Origin of the sequence: Wenyingzhuangia fucanilytica, from assembly GCF_001697185.1 — a bacterium.
In the GTDB taxonomy this organism is placed as follows: domain Bacteria; phylum Bacteroidota; class Bacteroidia; order Flavobacteriales; family Flavobacteriaceae; genus Wenyingzhuangia; species Wenyingzhuangia fucanilytica.
The window spans coordinates 578,436-594,513 of the sequence record NZ_CP014224.1 but is presented as its reverse complement, the minus strand read 5'-3'; the positions used below and the strand labels follow the sequence as shown (position 1 = coordinate 594,513).

15 protein-coding genes and 1 tRNA gene are annotated in these 16,078 nt (G+C 31.7%); 3 read left to right on the top strand and 13 right to left on the bottom strand.

What is annotated here, in order from left to right; all coding sequences use genetic code 11:
* Window positions 1–27: 27 nt before the first annotated feature.
* The 10 genes from AXE80_RS02610 to AXE80_RS02565 all read right to left on the bottom strand — a co-directional run bounded on the left by AXE80_RS02610 (window position 28) and on the right by AXE80_RS02565 (window position 10,002).
* The gene (locus tag AXE80_RS02610) at window positions 28–600 is read right to left on the bottom strand and encodes a pseudouridine synthase (protein ID WP_068824346.1); all 573 of its coding nucleotides are present in this window, start codon (window positions 598–600) and stop codon (window positions 28–30) included.
* Between the two features lie 15 nt (window positions 601–615).
* The gene (gene arsC, locus AXE80_RS02605; protein ID WP_068824345.1) at window positions 616–957 is read right to left on the bottom strand and encodes an arsenate reductase (glutaredoxin); all 342 of its coding nucleotides are present in this window, start codon (window positions 955–957) and stop codon (window positions 616–618) included.
* 85 nt (window positions 958–1,042) lie between these two features.
* Complete coding sequence (prfB, locus tag AXE80_RS02600; protein ID WP_068824344.1) at window positions 1,043–2,149, bottom strand: peptide chain release factor 2; 1,107 nt, start codon at window positions 2,147–2,149, stop codon at window positions 1,043–1,045.
* An 83-nt stretch (window positions 2,150–2,232) separates the two neighbouring features.
* Window positions 2,233–4,383, bottom strand: coding sequence for a peptidylprolyl isomerase (locus AXE80_RS02595; protein ID WP_068824343.1), 2,151 nt, complete (start codon window positions 4,381–4,383; stop codon window positions 2,233–2,235).
* Between the two features lie 90 nt (window positions 4,384–4,473).
* The gene (locus tag AXE80_RS02590; RefSeq protein WP_068824342.1) at window positions 4,474–5,739 is read right to left on the bottom strand and encodes a hemolysin family protein; all 1,266 of its coding nucleotides are present in this window, start codon (window positions 5,737–5,739) and stop codon (window positions 4,474–4,476) included.
* 6 nt (window positions 5,740–5,745) lie between these two features.
* Window positions 5,746–5,931 carry a hypothetical protein gene (locus tag AXE80_RS02585; protein WP_068824341.1) on the bottom strand — a complete coding sequence of 62 codons (186 nt, stop codon included), beginning with the start codon at window positions 5,929–5,931 and terminating at the stop codon, window positions 5,746–5,748.
* A gap of 1 nt (window position 5,932) precedes the next feature.
* Complete coding sequence (gene lptC, locus AXE80_RS02580; protein WP_068824340.1) at window positions 5,933–6,514, bottom strand: LPS export ABC transporter periplasmic protein LptC; 582 nt, start codon at window positions 6,512–6,514, stop codon at window positions 5,933–5,935.
* A 130-nt stretch (window positions 6,515–6,644) separates the two neighbouring features.
* Complete coding sequence (locus AXE80_RS02575) at window positions 6,645–8,003, bottom strand: tetratricopeptide repeat protein (protein WP_157359327.1); 1,359 nt, start codon at window positions 8,001–8,003, stop codon at window positions 6,645–6,647.
* 15 nt (window positions 8,004–8,018) lie between these two features.
* Entirely contained in the window at window positions 8,019–9,278 is a 1,260-nt protein-coding gene (locus AXE80_RS02570; protein WP_068824338.1) for a hypothetical protein, read from the bottom strand.
* Window positions 9,259–10,002 carry a type III pantothenate kinase gene (locus tag AXE80_RS02565; protein WP_068824337.1) on the bottom strand — a complete coding sequence of 248 codons (744 nt, stop codon included), beginning with the start codon at window positions 10,000–10,002 and terminating at the stop codon, window positions 9,259–9,261. The genes AXE80_RS02570 and AXE80_RS02565 overlap by 20 nt, the downstream gene beginning before the upstream one ends.
* A gap of 100 nt (window positions 10,003–10,102) precedes the next feature.
* Between AXE80_RS02565 and AXE80_RS02560 the strand changes: the two genes are divergently transcribed.
* A tRNA-Phe gene (locus AXE80_RS02560) sits at window positions 10,103–10,175 on the top strand.
* Window positions 10,176–10,535: 360 nt separating this feature from the next.
* Complete coding sequence (locus AXE80_RS02555) at window positions 10,536–12,086, top strand: choice-of-anchor I family protein (RefSeq protein WP_068828600.1); 1,551 nt, start codon at window positions 10,536–10,538, stop codon at window positions 12,084–12,086.
* A gap of 130 nt (window positions 12,087–12,216) precedes the next feature.
* On the opposite strand, the gene AXE80_RS02550 is transcribed toward AXE80_RS02555, so the two are convergent.
* On the bottom strand, window positions 12,217–13,065 hold the full coding sequence (locus tag AXE80_RS02550) for a transketolase (protein WP_068824336.1): 849 nt from the start codon (window positions 13,063–13,065) through the stop codon (window positions 12,217–12,219).
* A 217-nt stretch (window positions 13,066–13,282) separates the two neighbouring features.
* On the opposite strand from AXE80_RS02550, the gene AXE80_RS02545 reads away from it, so the two are divergent.
* The gene (locus AXE80_RS02545) at window positions 13,283–14,188 is read left to right on the top strand and encodes an ROK family protein (RefSeq protein WP_068824335.1); all 906 of its coding nucleotides are present in this window, start codon (window positions 13,283–13,285) and stop codon (window positions 14,186–14,188) included.
* Window positions 14,189–14,258: 70 nt separating this feature from the next.
* Here the strand turns inward: AXE80_RS02545 and AXE80_RS02540 are convergent, their stop codons facing one another.
* Window positions 14,259–15,050, bottom strand: coding sequence for a gluconate 5-dehydrogenase (locus AXE80_RS02540; protein ID WP_068824334.1), 792 nt, complete (start codon window positions 15,048–15,050; stop codon window positions 14,259–14,261).
* 26 nt (window positions 15,051–15,076) lie between these two features.
* Window positions 15,077–15,919 (bottom strand): 5-dehydro-4-deoxy-D-glucuronate isomerase, encoded by an 843-nt coding sequence (gene kduI / locus AXE80_RS02535; protein ID WP_068824333.1) that lies wholly within the window; start codon window positions 15,917–15,919, stop codon window positions 15,077–15,079.
* Window positions 15,920–16,078: the final 159 nt, after the last annotated feature.

Below are 16,078 nucleotides of genomic sequence, written 5' to 3'. Positions count from 1 at the left end.
ACTAAAGATAAGGATTTTTAGAATTGATTAAATTAAAAAAGAATCGACTTTTAAAATTCCTGAGTCATTTATTTGAGACAAATGCATTTGCCCTACTCTCACTCTAATTAATCTAAGCACAGGAAAACCAACAGCAGAACACATTTTTCTTACTTGCCTAAATTTTCCTTCGGTTAAAGTAATAGAAACCCAAGAGGTAGGACCATGCCTATCATCTCGAATTCTTTTGGCTCTGTGAGGCAACTTTTCAGGACAAACTATGCTTTTAACCTTAGCTGATTTTGTTTTGTAATCTTGACCATTTACTCCTATTACAACACCGCTTTTTAGCAGTTCTAAAGCTTCGAAAGTGATAAGACCATCAACTTGTGCGTAATATTCTTTTTCTACCTTATTAGACCTTATTCTTTCGCTCTCACTTCCATCGGTAGTCAACAACAACAAACCTTCACTAGGTTCATCTAGTCTACCAATAGCCATAGTTCCTTCTGGCACTGTATATAAATCTCCTAAGTACTTTTTTTTATGTGCTAATTTTTCACCACTAGTAAACTGAGATAAATAACCATAAGGTTTATGTATGATAAAATGGTGATGCACTTATTGTGTATTAAATTATAAAACTTCTTCTATTTTCTCCGTAGGTCTTGCTACTACCGCTTTTCCATTATGAACAACAATAGGACGTTCTATTAATTTTGGAAAATCTACCATTGCTTGAATAATTTCAGTATCAGACAATTCTTTTCCTTTAAAATCACTTTTCCAAATGGCTTCATTTTTACGAACCAATGCTATTGGAGAAATTCCCAATTCAGCAATTACTTCGCTTAGGCTCTGAAAAGTAAATGTTTCATCTAAATATTTTACAACTTCAAATACTACTCCTTTTTCTTCTAAAAAAGCAACACCTTGTCTGCTTTTTGTACATCTTGGGTTGTGGTATATTTTTATCATTTTAAAATTGTTTATATAATTTATGAACTAAACAGGTTTTTGTTCTCGACTTCGCTCGAACACCATTTACACCTTTAAAAATATGTTATAATTCGTTGTTTTGTTCTGGCTGTCCTGCCATCATTAAATATGATTTTAAGAAACCATCTATATCTCCATTCATCACCGCATCAACATTACCTGTTTCGTGAGCAGTTCTAACATCTTTTACCAATTTATAAGGATGCATTACATAATTACGAATTTGAGAACCAAAATCAATTTTCATTTTATTCGCCTCAATTTCGGTTCTTGCAGCCATTTTCTTTTGCAGTTCTAACTCATATAATTGAGATTTTAACAACTGCATGGCTTTGGTTTTATTATCTAACTGAGATCTGGTTTCTGAATTTTCTATAATAATACCTGTTGGATGGTGACGCAAACGTACAGCAGTTTCTACCTTGTTTACATTTTGTCCTCCTGCTCCACTAGCTCTCATTGTTTCGAAAGTATAATCCGAAGGATCTATTTTAATTTCGATAGAATCATCAACCAAAGGATATACATATACCGAAGCAAAAGAAGTATGTCTTTTAGCATTACTATCAAATGGAGAAATACGCACCAATCTGTGAACACCATTTTCTCCCTTTAAATAACCAAAAGCAAACTCACCTTCAATTTCAATGGTAACGGTTTTAATTCCTGCCGTATCACCATCTTGCATATTAAGTTCTTTAAGCTTAAAACCTTGTTTGTTAGACCACATGCTGTACATACGCAACAACATTGCCGCCCAATCACAACTTTCGGTTCCACCAGCACCTGCAGTAATCTGTAGTACGGCACTCATTTCATCACCTTCTTCAGAAAGCATATTCCTAAACTCAATATCTTCTATTAAAGTAACGACTTCTGTTTCTAAATCATTTACTTCCTCTTCGGTTGCTTCACCCTCTTTATAAAACTCAAGTGTTACACTTAAATCACCTACAAGAGTATTTGCTTTGTTATAATCGTCAACCCATTTTTTTAAACCTCTTAGCACTTTCATATGTGCTTCGGCTTCTTTTGGGTTATTCCAAAAATCAGGGGCAACAGATTTCTCTTCTTGATTGGCAATTTCAATCAATTTTTTATCTATCTCTAAATATTGTTTAAGCTTGGCTACTCTATTGGCCAATTTTTGTAATTGTTCTTGAGTTATCATAATAACAAAGGTAAGAAACGTTGATATTGAGTACAAAAAAAGAGGCTCTAAAGCCTCTTTTATTATTTAATCTCTTAGGATTATTAATAACGAGCTGCTCTATAATCTTCTATAGAAGACTCGTCTTTTAATCCATTGTATAATTGACTTGATACAGTAGATTTTACCATGTTATTTACTGTTTTAACATTTACCTTAGTAGCATCTGCTTCTGGTACAGTTACAGCTTTATTTACAATAGCAAAAACTCCTTTATCTCCAACAATATTGTTTACCAACACTCCTTGTTTGCTAACAGCCGCTGCACTAACTACACCAGGCTCAATACCAACACCAGGAATGGTTGGGGCTCCTAAAGTTACATTACTAAAGCTTTCTACTTTAATATTGTTAGCTTTAGCAATACCCTCTAAACTACCAGCTGTCATTTTTTCTTCAAGAAGTTCTGCTTTCTTTTGTTTGATTAAAATTGGCTCAACTTGACTAAATGCGCTTGTTGCAGACATTAATCCTTTTTCTTGCTTGTTAGTTAACATTACTACCGCATAACCTTTTTCGTCTAAATCAAAACGATTAGTAGCGTTTAATTCTGTTTCTTCATCAAAAGCCCATTTTACAATTCTTCTGTTTTCTCCCACAGAACCAACGTAAACATCTAAAGCTTTTAATCCGTTCACTGGACTTACAGCATATCCTTTTTCTTTAGCAATAGCTTCAAAGTCTCCTCCGTTTCTTAACTCGTTAGCAAAAATCTCTGCTTGTTCAAAAACTTTATTTTCTGTTTTTTCTGAAGCTTGAATTTGTCTAGCAATAGTTGCTAATTTATATGCTTTACTAAAGTTCTTTTGGTCTTCTATTTTGATGATATGTAATCCATAAGCTGTTTTAACAATTCCTACAGATCCTTTTTTATTTTCAAAACAGTAATCTCTAAATTCTGGTACCATAGCTCTGTATCCAAACCATCCTAATGAACCTTGCTTAGCAGCAGATCCTGGGTCTGAAGAATAATTCTCAGCTATTGTTCCGAATTTTTTAGAAGATTTTTTAACAACAGTTAAAAGACTATCTGCTAATTTTTCTGCATCAGCTAATGTTCTAGTTACTGTTGGTTGTGCTCCTTGAGATCCGATAAAGTTAATTAAGATATGACTTGCTTGAACTGAATCTGGAATTTGTTGAACATCTAACAACTTAGAAATTTTATAGTATGAAGAGAACTTATATGGCCCTACAACATCACCTACAGAAGCCTTTTTGATATCTTCTTTAGCAACTGTTGGTAATTCATCTTCGAACTGAAATCTATCAACCAATGGTAAATCTGAAGAACTTTCTTCTACAAATAATTTTGCGTCTTCTGTGTTTTTAAATCCTTTAACTAATTCTGTAGACTTAGAAATTTTACTGTACTCTTCTTTATCAGCAATTAAACTCTCTAAACCATGCTTAATATCATCTTCATCTTCTTGAGAGGCAGTAAAAGAAAACTTAACCAATTTTAAGTTTCTAGTAGCTTCTGTTTCATACAAGTTTGAGTGCTCGTTAATATATTCAGCTACATCATCTTTACTTACTTTAACATCTGTATTAGGAATTGAAGAGAATGGCAAATAAACATAATCTGCACTAACGCTAGTGTTGTTGATAACATAATCATTAATTGCTTCTGCTTCTGTAACTCCTACACCTACATTAACCAAAGAGTTATAAGCTTGAGTTAACAAACTTTGCTTCACAGATTTTTCGTATGCCAACCAACCTTGTAAATATTGTTTTCCTTGCTCAGTAGTGTCTGATTCTAAACCAGCAATGTATGCTTTTAATAAATCTTCGTTAAACTTTCCATCTTTATCTTTAAACTGAGGAGAGTTTACTACTTCATTACTTGCTATAATTGCTTGCCAAATTTCACCCTCGCCAATAACTACACCAGCTTGAGCTAATTTAGTTTCATAAATTTTTTCTCTAACCATTTGATCCCATACCATGTTCTCAACAGTCATAGCCCCATAAGCAGAAGCATTTCTGTTTTGAGCTTTAAAGTTCTCAACTCTTGTTGCAAACTCTTTGTATGAAATATCCTCATCATTTACTTTTCCGATAGCATCTAGGTTTTGACTGCTAAAAAAGTCTATAATGTTTTTAGGACTTACTACAAATGAAAACATCGCTAATCCAATAACGATGATTAAAAATCCTGAGCGATCTCTGATCTTTGATAATATTGCCATTTCTATATATGTAATTTTTTGATTGTCCGCTAAAATACAATTTCAATTGAAATCAGGAAATAAAAAGACTGTTTTTAAAGAAAAAAACAATTACTCTGTATAATAATTAGATTTTAGATAAACTTCTTCTATTCTAGCGTTACTTACTTGTGTTATTTTAATAAAAAAACCATCAATTTGGAATTCTTCTCCCAATTGAGGAATATCTTCTATACTTTCAATAATATATCCTCCTAAAGTTTCGTAGGATTCTGACTCAGGAATATTTAATCCATAAGTTTCATTTAAATAATCAACCTCTAACCTTCCTGATAATTCAAATTCATTTTCGTCTAACTTTTTATCAGTTAAAGCTATTTTATCATGTTCATCTTCTATTTCACCAAACAATTCCTCTATAATATCTTCTACAGTAATAACTCCAGAGGTTCCTCCATATTCATCAATCACCACAGCAATGCTTTTACGTTTTTTCATCATTACGTTTAGCACCTCGTTAATCATCATAGATTCTGGAATATACTCAACAGGTAATAAAATGGACTTAATGGTTTTAGGCATTTTAAACATTTCATAAGCATGAACGTAACCTATAATATCATCAAAAGAGGTTTTATAAATTAAAATTTTTGAAAAACCTGTATCTACAAAACGTTGTTTTAGTTTACTAACTCTATCGTGAATTTCAATAGCTTCAATATCTGTTCTTGGCACCATAATTTCACGTGCTTTTACAGAATTAAAACTTAATGCGTTTTGAAAAATCTGAATTTCAGAATCAATTTCTTCGTCATCTTTTTTACCAATTTCTAATTGTTTATCAATATAATGACCTAATTCTTCTTTACTAAACTCAGTATCTTTTTCATCTGCATCTGCTCCAAAAAACAATTTTAAAAGTCCATTAGATATTTGCTCTATAAACCCAGAAATAAGGTGAAACAACAAATAGAAAAAATATGCCGGTAATGCAAATATGATTAATGTTTCATTGGCATAAACTCTAAAAATTGCTTTTGGCAAAAACTCTGCAGTAATTAAAATTACCAAAGTAGAAATAATAGTTTGTAGTAATAGTAATGTAAAATCATTCATATCCTGCGGAAACAAAGTCACCAACTTTTTTCCCATATAAAAACTATACACCACCAAAGCAATATTATTACCGACCAACATGGTGGTTATAAATTTTGATGATTTTTCTGTTAACTTGGTCAACAATTTTGATGTTAATCCTTCTTTTTTCTTTTCTAAAGCAACTTGCAGTTTATTAGAAGAAACAAACGCAATTTCTAAGCCCGAAAAAAAAGCTGATAAAAGAATAGAAACAACAATTATAAGGATTTCTAAATCCATAGGTTTTTATTTTTCTGTGCGATTTTTTCTAAATCTACGTTTAAAAATAAACATAAAAATAGCAAGAGCAGAAAATAAAATAGATACAATTGCTTTTTGTCTATCTGTATTCCAATTGGTAAATACTTCTACTAAAAAAACAACTCCTAAAGCTAAGTATCCCCACTCTATAATTTTTGAAAATTTGTGCATTTTATTTCTCTTTTTGATTTACGATAAAATCGCCTTGTGTATTATTTAATATCCAATTACTTAAGTTACTTTCAGACTCAAATCCTACTCCTGTTAGAGTATCCGTTTCTGTATAAATAGTAAAAGGACTCTTGGTAAAGTAATATTTTTCTTTTTGATCCCAATACATTTGATCGGTATTTAAAATCACTCCATTTAGGTGATTAATAACTACTACATGACCAATAATTTCTGAAACCCTAGTTTTTTCATAACTAATTGCATAATCGCCAAGTATAGTTACTGAATCTCTTGAAACTCTATTGATGTTTACTATTTTTACTCCTTTTGGAAATTCTGAGTATGGATTTAACTTTCTGTTTTTAAAATCCCAAAATACAGGAGCGATTAACCTACTGGTTACTTTACCAGAATCTTTGTACACATGATTCATATTTTCGGCAACACCTACAGGTAAATTTTTATCTGCTAAAAAGTCATTAATCTCTTTTGATGAATTCTTACAACTTGCCAAAAACACTAAGATTAAGCCTATTGCGCTTATGGGTTTGATAAAAAAAATAAAATTACTTTTCTGCCTCATGCTTTTTAATAACTATTACAAATATAGGATTATAAATTCTAAAGTAAACCATTACAATCACTCCATTGATTCATAAAAAAAGCCAAAGAAATGAATCTTTGGCTTTTTATTTCTTTTTAGTAAAGTTTAATTAAGGAACTCTTACAGTTTCATTAATCCAACATTTAATAGTGTACGAATCTCCAGATTTTAATCCTAATTCGTTATTAAATACTAATTTTTTACTTGGTTCATTTGCTGCATAAGCTTTTCCTAATTTAGAAGCATACACTCCAATACTTGGATCTACTCTAGCTGCTTTTAATGCGTAAGTTTTTGCTGCTACGTATACCATACGCTTTTCAAACTCATCAGTTCCACAGTTATTAACTCCATCTGCGTATAAAGTTGCAATCATAGTATAAGCTCTACCAAAGTTAGACTTTGCTGCAATCGCCTTTTTAGCATAAGAAACTGCCTTTGCATTTTGACCTCTTTTCTTAAAAATATCTGCTACTTTATATAAGTTTTTAGCTTTTTTAGCTGGATCTGTTTCTTGAGAAATAGCTTTATCAAAGAAAGAAATAGCTTTTTCAGTTTCTCCTTTATCCATTAATAAACCTGCATATAATACAGATGCTTCTGGAGAAGGATCTATTTCTTGATATTGTTCTACCAAACTAGCATATAAAGGGTCTTCTGTACAATCTTTTTTAAACATACGGTTGATCGCTCTTGTAACCCAAACTTTGTTTGTTTTATTAGCTTCAAACTCTTCTGTATATAAAGGAATTAAGTACTCACAAGTAGAAATTTCTTCCATTTTTTGATCTAAAATAGCTTCAACTTGTCCTAATGCCTTAGAGTTTACGGTATAAGCGTGTAATTTTCTTTTTTCAGAAGAAATTAAAGTTTGTCCTTCATCTTCTTTTGCGTGTAGTTTTTGAATATTATCTAAATATCCTTCAACTTTAGCGTCAATAGCTTCAACAGTAGCATCATAAGTGTTAAACACCAATTGTAAATCAGTATCCTTATATTTATCAATTACTGTAGTAAAATAACTAATGATAGAACCTACTCCTAATTTAGTTGGATCAACCTTAAATGCTTCATCGTAATTTTTGAAAATTTCTTCTTTATCCCCTCCAACTTCTTTCAAAAAGTCAGCATAATCACTATGAGCCTTTGCTGGATCTTCATCAGGATAATTTTCAAATCTTTTTTCGTACATCTTTTTACCTAAAGCAGCAATCTTTGCTTTTTTCTCTGGTGTTGCTTCTTTTAATACATCATCCAATAAATTCCCTCCATACTTATAAATATTTGCAGTTAATTTTGGACTATTATCTAAACACCACTCTAAATTTTTAAGAGCTGAGTCATAATTTTTGGTCTTATAGTCTGTTTTTAACATATTATAACGTAAGCTCGGATCATCTTGTGCCTGAGCCGTAAACATCATAACTGAAAATAAAATTGTAAAAAATGTAGTTAGTCTTGTTTTCATATTATTATTGATTATTTAGCGTATTACTCTTTTTTCGAACCATTTATCTGATAATGAAAAATTGACACCAACGTTGATGTATTCTTCTTGATAATTGTTTTTAGAGAATTCTCCTAATTGCCCTACTTCAAGAGTAAAGTTTGCGTAAGAAATTCTCTTTCCTATTGGTAATCCTACCCCAAAAGACATGCCAATATTCTTTAAACTCTCATTATTCAGTACAGTTCCTGTATTTTCATACTTAAATCCAGCTCTATAAGTCACTCGATTTAAGTAGTTTTTTAAAGCATATTTTTTAGGTATTATATACCCCCCAACACTTATTTTAGATTTTGATTCAAAATCAACAGGTACATCAGTGTTATTGGTTTGGTTAAAAACATTTCCTGAATATGTTGTAGCTCCTTGACTTTCATATGAAACTCCAGCAAACCAATGATTATAAGTTCCTAAACCTAATCCTAATACTGATTTAAATGGATTTTCTTGAGTTCCAGACAAGTTTGAAGTAATTGGAGTAGCTATCATGGAAAATGAATTCTCATCGGTTTGAATAGCTTCATAAAACCTTGCATTCCCAGTTGCTGTAAGTTGATGATTCAAAACTCCATAAGCACCTACTTGTGCTATTAACTTTTCAGAAAGATTTAATTTATATTGTGCACCTACTTTTGTAGCAAGTCCTTTAACATTATATGTTTCGTCATAAACAGTAGATTTTTGAACATTTTTAAAAGCCTGTGTTTTTGTTGTTTCTCCAAAGTACATATTGGCTTGTAAACCTAGAGAGAAGTTCTTAAAAATCTCATACCCAATTCCAGCATAAATTTGATTTACACTTCCACTTCCTTGATTGTAAAAATTATCTGTATTTACCTCAAAACCTACAGCAGAATGCACTCTTAACCCCAAAGAAAGTCCTCCTTTTACACCTAAAGGCACACCAAAAGATAAATTAGAAATTGTAGTATTTGAAGTTGAAAAATTTGATTCTTGAGCGGTTACATTATTGCTTTGAACTTGAAAAGCAACACCAAATGATGTTAATTGTAAATCAGACAACAATGCTGGATTGGTAAAAGAAAGTACCTCAACATTATTATTACCTACTACTGATAAATCTCCTTGAGCCTTTTCGGCTATAGTTGCTTCAGAAAAAGTTGTTCCTAAACCTATATTTGATAATAGGGATGAAACTTGTTGTTCTTGTGCTTTTGCAGATACAAAAAACAACAATACTAATCCTACAACGACATTACTTAAGTTTTGCTTCATTTTTACTTTGATACGTTAGAACCGCATTTAATCCTTCTAACAAAAAATTCGGGTTGACAAATATGCTATTTTTTAATTGTTTACACAAGGAATTAGCATCTCCTCCCGTTAATATTATATTAACATCTTTAAATTTTTGTTGATAATGCGCAATAGCTCCATCAATCTCAAACACCATACCATTTAAAACGCCACTTTCCATAGATTGTTTTGTGCTTTTTCCAATAATATCTACTCTACTTAATGGAATATCTAAATCTGGAAGCTTTTTGGTGAAAGAATGCATGCTTTTAAAACGCATTTTTAATCCTGGAGAAATGGCTCCTCCTAAATACTCTCCTTGTTTATTGATAAAATCATAAGTCACACAAGTTCCTGCATCTATCACCAAAGAGTTTTGATTAGGATATTGAGACCAAGCAGCTGTAACCAACGCTAGTCTATCTACCCCCAAAGTTTTGGGAGTATCATATAAGTTTTTAAAAGGCAAAGGGGTTTCGTTAGATAAAACAACCTTATTCAGCAATTTTAAACCTGAAACTATATGATTTATTTCATCTGTTACCGATGACACTATCAAAGATTTAATATCATATTTAGTGATTACTTTTTGAATGGTTTCTTCACATCCATCAATGCTAGTCACCACTAAATCAACCAATAAAGTTTCATCAAAAACAGCTAGTTTTATTCTGGTATTCCCTTCATCAATAATTAAATTCATTTCTTTCTTATTATACTCTTCAAATATAGAAACATTTTTTGGTCAAAAAATTTGTAGAACTTTAAAAAGATTATATATTTGCAACCGCTAAGTTAAGCATGGTGCCTTAGCTCAGTTGGTAGAGCAAAGGACTGAAAATCCTTGTGTCCCTGGTTCGATTCCTGGAGGCACCACAATAAAAACCACAACTTAATTGTTGTGGTTTTTTGTTTTATATATCTGAATATAAAAAGTTGGTTCAGAAAAATAATTGACAACCAAGCTATTTTAATTGATACTCTCTATAAAAAATAAATCTCCCTGGTTCTCCCGAAGTTTCGGGACTGGAGACACCACATTAAAAACCACAACTTAATTGTTGTGGTTTTTTGTTTTATATACTTCTTTCTGCTTCAATCACATAAAATTAACATTAAACAATTCTACTAACATTTACTTAGCAACATAGTAACAATTCCTTTGTTATCTATTAACCTTTACTTGACCTTTAAACTGTTGTTTTGTTTGCAATTTTAAACAAACAACTTTTAAAAATGAAAAAATTATTTAAATTATTATTTATCGGAATTATTGGTACCTCAAGCATACTAACATCTTGTTCCGAAGATGGCCTTAATGGTATTGATAGTGAAAACGGTCAAGACGGTCACAACGCTATTAATATAAACCAACTAAGTTTTACTAAAATCGGAACTTTTACCAATGGTAATGATGAGGCATACTCAGAAATCTCGGCTTTTGACCCAACAACCAATAAATTATTTATTGTAAATCCAGAAGAAAACGAAATCTCTGTATTAAACTTAACCGATGCTACCGCTCCTAGCAAACTAACTTCTATTTCTTTAACAGGAAGTCCTAACTCTGTTGCCGTTCACAATGGTATTTTAGCTGTTGCGGTTGAAAACAACAACAAACAAGCTAACGGAACTATTGAAACTTACAATACCAACACACAAGTATTGATAAAATCATATACAGCCGGTGCTTTACCTGATATGGTTACTTTTTCTCCTGATGGAAAATATATTTTATCAGCAAACGAAGGAGAACCTAACGATGACTACACTATAGACCCAGAAGGATCTATTACTGTTGTTGAAATTGCTTCAGGAACTATTACTCAAATAGATTTTACTTCACAATCAAATCCTGGTAATGGATTTAGAATTTTTGGAAATAATGGAACAGCAACTCTACAAGAAGATATAGAACCAGAATACATAACTATTTCTGATGACTCTAAAACAGCTTACGTTGTCTTACAAGAAAATAACGGAATGGCTGTTGTTGATTTAGAAACAAAAACAATTACAAGTTTAGTGGGATTAGGTACTAAAAACTATAATATTTCTGGTAACGAAATAGATGCTTCTGATAAAGATGGAATTGCAGGAAATTTAAAAAGCTGGAATGTTTTAAGTTTTTATATGCCTGATGCTATTGACTATTTTACCACTAACGGAAATGGATATATTGTATCTGCTAACGAAGGTGATGCAAGAGACTACGGTGGTTATTCCGAAGAAGAAAGAGTAAAAGACTTAAGTTTAGATCCTGCTACATACCCTAATGCAAGTTGGTTACAAGAAGACGAAAACTTAGGGCGCTTAAAAATTACAACTGCTAATGGTGATGAAAACAACGATGGTTTGTATGAACAAATCTACGGATATGGTGGTCGTTCTTTTTCTATATGGAATACTAGCGGACAATTGGTTTACGATTCAGGTTCTGAAATCTCTAGAAGAACACTAGCCCTTGCTCCATCAATTTTCAATCAAGATGAAGGAGATGCTGATGGAAGATCTGACGATAAAGGTGCTGAACCAGAAGCGGTAAAAACTTTAAAAGTAGGAGATGAAATCATGTTATTTGTTGGTTTAGAAAGAACGAGTGGTATTCTTGTTTACAACATAACCAATCCTTTAAACCCAGAATTCATCACTTGGCTATATGATGCTAACGACATTGCTCCAGAAGGCTTAATTGTTGTTGATAAAACAGACAGCCCAACAGGAAACTATTTAATGATTGCTACTCATGAAGTATCTAGTACCATTGCTATTTACGAAATAAAATAATCTTTAAAATAAGTAAAGACTTATCCGAAAAGAATAAGTCTTTACTTAAATAATAATCAATAAAAAAAAGCGCTGTATTTACTACAGCGCTTTTTTAACTAATATATTTTATAATAAAGAATTGCTATTCTTAATAATCTCCTAAAGTTTCAGGATTTTGAGCCAATGCATTTTCTAATTGCTCATCATTTGGTGCTTTACCGTGCCATGCGTGAGTGTGCATCATAAAATCAACTCCGTTACCCATTTCTGTATATAATAAAATACAAACTGGTTTTCCGTTACCTGTTAAAGATTGAGCTTTCTTTAAACCTGCAATAATTGCTTCGATATCATTTCCTTCTTTAACCTCTAAAACTTCCCATCCAAAAGCTTCAAATTTAGCTTTAATAGATCCCATTGGTAAAACCTGATCAGTTGTACCATCAATTTGTTTTAAGTTAACATCAACCGCAGCAATATAATTATCTACTTTCTTAGCAGCAGCATACATAATTGCTTCCCAGTTTTGACCTTCTTGTAACTCACCATCACCGTGTAAGCTATATACCAAACGATCATCACCATTTAATTTTTTAGCTTGAGCTGCTCCAAGAGCAACACTCATTCCTTGTCCTAAAGAACCAGATGCGATACGAATTCCTTCTAAACCTTCGTGAGTAGTTGGATGTCCTTGTAATCTAGAATTTAGCAAACGGAAAGTCGATAATTCAGATACTGGAAAATATCCGCTACGAGACAATACACTATAAAAAACTGGAGAAATATGTCCATTAGATAAAAAGAACAAATCTTGATCTTTTCCATCCATGTCAAATTTCTCAGCATTGTGCTTCATAATTTCTTGATACAACACTGTAATATATTCCGCACACCCTAATGATCCTCCTGGATGTCCTGAATTCACAGCATGAACCATACGTAAAATATCTCTTCTTACTTGTTGTGTAAAATCTTTTAGCTCTTGAATACTTGCCATTATATTTAATTTAGTGCGGCAAAAATACAGTTTTATTTATGTAGGACAAATTATTTTGAATTGTAAATCAGTGTAATTTCATCAAAAAACACATTTAAAAGCAAAATAATTCATAATCAAATCAGATAATCACCTTATAACTCTTATTAAAAAACAGATTTTACCTATATTTACTCATACCCCATATTTTTTATCTAATTCATAAAACTAAATTTAAATGGAAGAGTATATAGGAATTGATGTTGGTGGAACCAATATAAAAATTGGAGTTGTAAATAAAAAAGGTTCTTTACTTAAAAAAGAAAAACATCCTACCAAAATTTTACGTGATACAGGAAACTTCATCAGCGAGTTTGTAAAATTAATTAATCTAGAACTAAAAGAAAATCCGCAAATAAAAAAAGTGGGAATTGCTGTTCCTGGAATGATTTCTAAAAACCGAAAAACAACGGTTTACATGGAAAATATTCCTGAATTTAATAATGTTGATCTAATTAGTATTTTAGAAAATAAACATCCTAATACTTCTTTCTTTCTTGAAAACGATGCCAATGCTGCGGCTATTGGTGAATTGCATTTTGCCAAAAACAAAGTACCTAAAAACTTTTTATTTATGACTTTAGGAACTGGACTTGGAAGTGCAGCCGTGTTAGATGGTAAAATTTTTAAAGGGGGAAATGGAAATGCTATGGAAGCAGGTCATATTATTTCCTCTAACGGAAAAACCGCTGAAGAAAATATGGGAAAAAAAGCTTTGATTGAAATGGCTTTGAAAAAAATAAAAAAAGGACAGAAAACCAATTTAGTTTCTAAAAACCTAAATGCAAAAGATATTGTAATTGCTGCTACAAATGATGATCCCGTAGCTGTTGAAGTATTTGAAAAAGTAGGATTTGTTTTAGGTGAAACCCTTGTGTCTACTTTAAGAATATTGGACGTTAAAACTGTTTTTATTGGAGGAGGGGTTAGTAAAGCTTTTAAGATTGTGAAAAAGAATATGAATAAAGTACTTAAGAAAAGACTTCCTGAATACTATCTTGAAAATCTAGACATTAGACTTGCAACCCTAGGTAATGATGCCGGAATTATTGGTGCTGCCGCTCTTTGCTTTAAAGAAGATTAAAACAAAAAAAGAGGATGAAATAATCATCCTCTTTTTTTATAAAACACTTAATTTAAAAAGATTAACTTATTTATTCGTTTGATGGTTTACCAATAGTAGCTAAAATTCCTCCATCAACATATAATACCTGACCATTAATAAAGTTACTTGCATTAGAACTTAAGAAAATAGCTGCTCCTTGTAAATCATCTGGGTCTCCCCATTTTCCTGCTGGCGTTCTACTTATAATAAAATCGTTAAAAGGGTTTCCTTCTACTCTAATAGGAGCTGTTTGGCTTGTAGCAAAATATCCTGGCCCAATCCCATTGGTTTGAATATTAAACTTAGCCCATTCTGTAGCCATATTTTGAGTCAACATCTTCAATCCACCTTTGGCAGCTGCATATGCTCCTACAGAATTTCTTCCTAACTCACTCATCATAGAGCAAATGTTAATAATTTTCCCGCTATTTCTTTCAATCATTCCTGGTACTACAGCTTTAGAAACAATAAAAGGAGATACTAAATCTACATCTATTACTTGTTTAAAATCTGCTACCTCCATTTCTACCAAAGGAGTTCTCTTTATAATTCCAGCATTATTTACCAAAACATCAATAGCACCAACCTCTTTTTCAATCTTTTTTACACTTGCTATAACCTGCTCTTCATTAGTTACATCAAACAAATATCCATGAGCATTTAATCCCAATTCTTTGTATGCTGCTACTGCAGTATCTAATTTTTCTTGTGACGAATTTCCGTTAACAACAATAGTTGCTCCTGCAAACCCTAATCCTTTAGCCATAGCCATACCTAAACCATGAGTTGCTCCTGTGATAAGAGCTACTTTCCCTGTTAAATCAAACAATTGTTTTGACATAATATTATTATAATTAATTGGTTAGATTATCGTAATTCGTTTATTGCACATACATCCATATCTCCATAATCAAGATTTTCACCAGCCATACCCCAAATAAAAGTATATGATGAAGTTCCTGCTCCAGAGTGAATTGACCATGGTGGAGAAATGATTGCTTGATGATTTGCCATCCAAACATGTCTTGTTTCTGTTGGCTCTCCCATAAAATGAGATACTGCTTGGTCTTGTGGTACATCTAAATAGAAATAAACTTCCATTCTTCTATCATGAACGTGAGCTGGCATAGTATTCCATACACTTCCAGATTTTAAAGTAGTCATCCCCATTTGTAATTGACATACATCAACCACACTATTTACAATATACTTACGAATGGTTCTAGCATTACTAGTTTCTGGTGTACCTAACTCTACTACCTCAACATCATCTAAACCAATCTTTTTAGTTGGATAAGTTTTATGTGCTGGAGTTGAATTGATATAAAAAAGTGCTGGGTTACTAGAAGACTTACTTGAGAAAATAATTTCTTTATTTCCTTTTCCAATGTATAAAGCTTCTTTGTGTCCTAGTTCATATACTTGACCATCAACACTAACAGATCCTGCTTCACCAACGTTTATAACTCCTAACTCTCTTCTTTCTAAAAAGTAAGAAGACTTTAACTGATCTATCGTTTCTAAAGAAATCGCTTTGTTTACTGGTGAAACCCCTCCTATAACATATCTATCATAATGAGAATACACCAATTTAACATTGTCCTCAGTAAACAAATCCTCTACTAAGAATTCATCTCTTAATCCTTGAGTATCCATCTGTTTTACCTCTCTTGGAGAAGCTGCATATCTAGTTTCAATATTCTGTTTCATACGTTTGCTATATTAATTTTAATGCTAGCAAAAGTAGTAAAAAAAAACACAATACAATCGATTGTATTGTAGAAATAAAATTATACATTTGCTCAAACACTAATAATTCTATAATTTATTCACTAATAATTTACATATATTACACAAAAAACAGAAAGG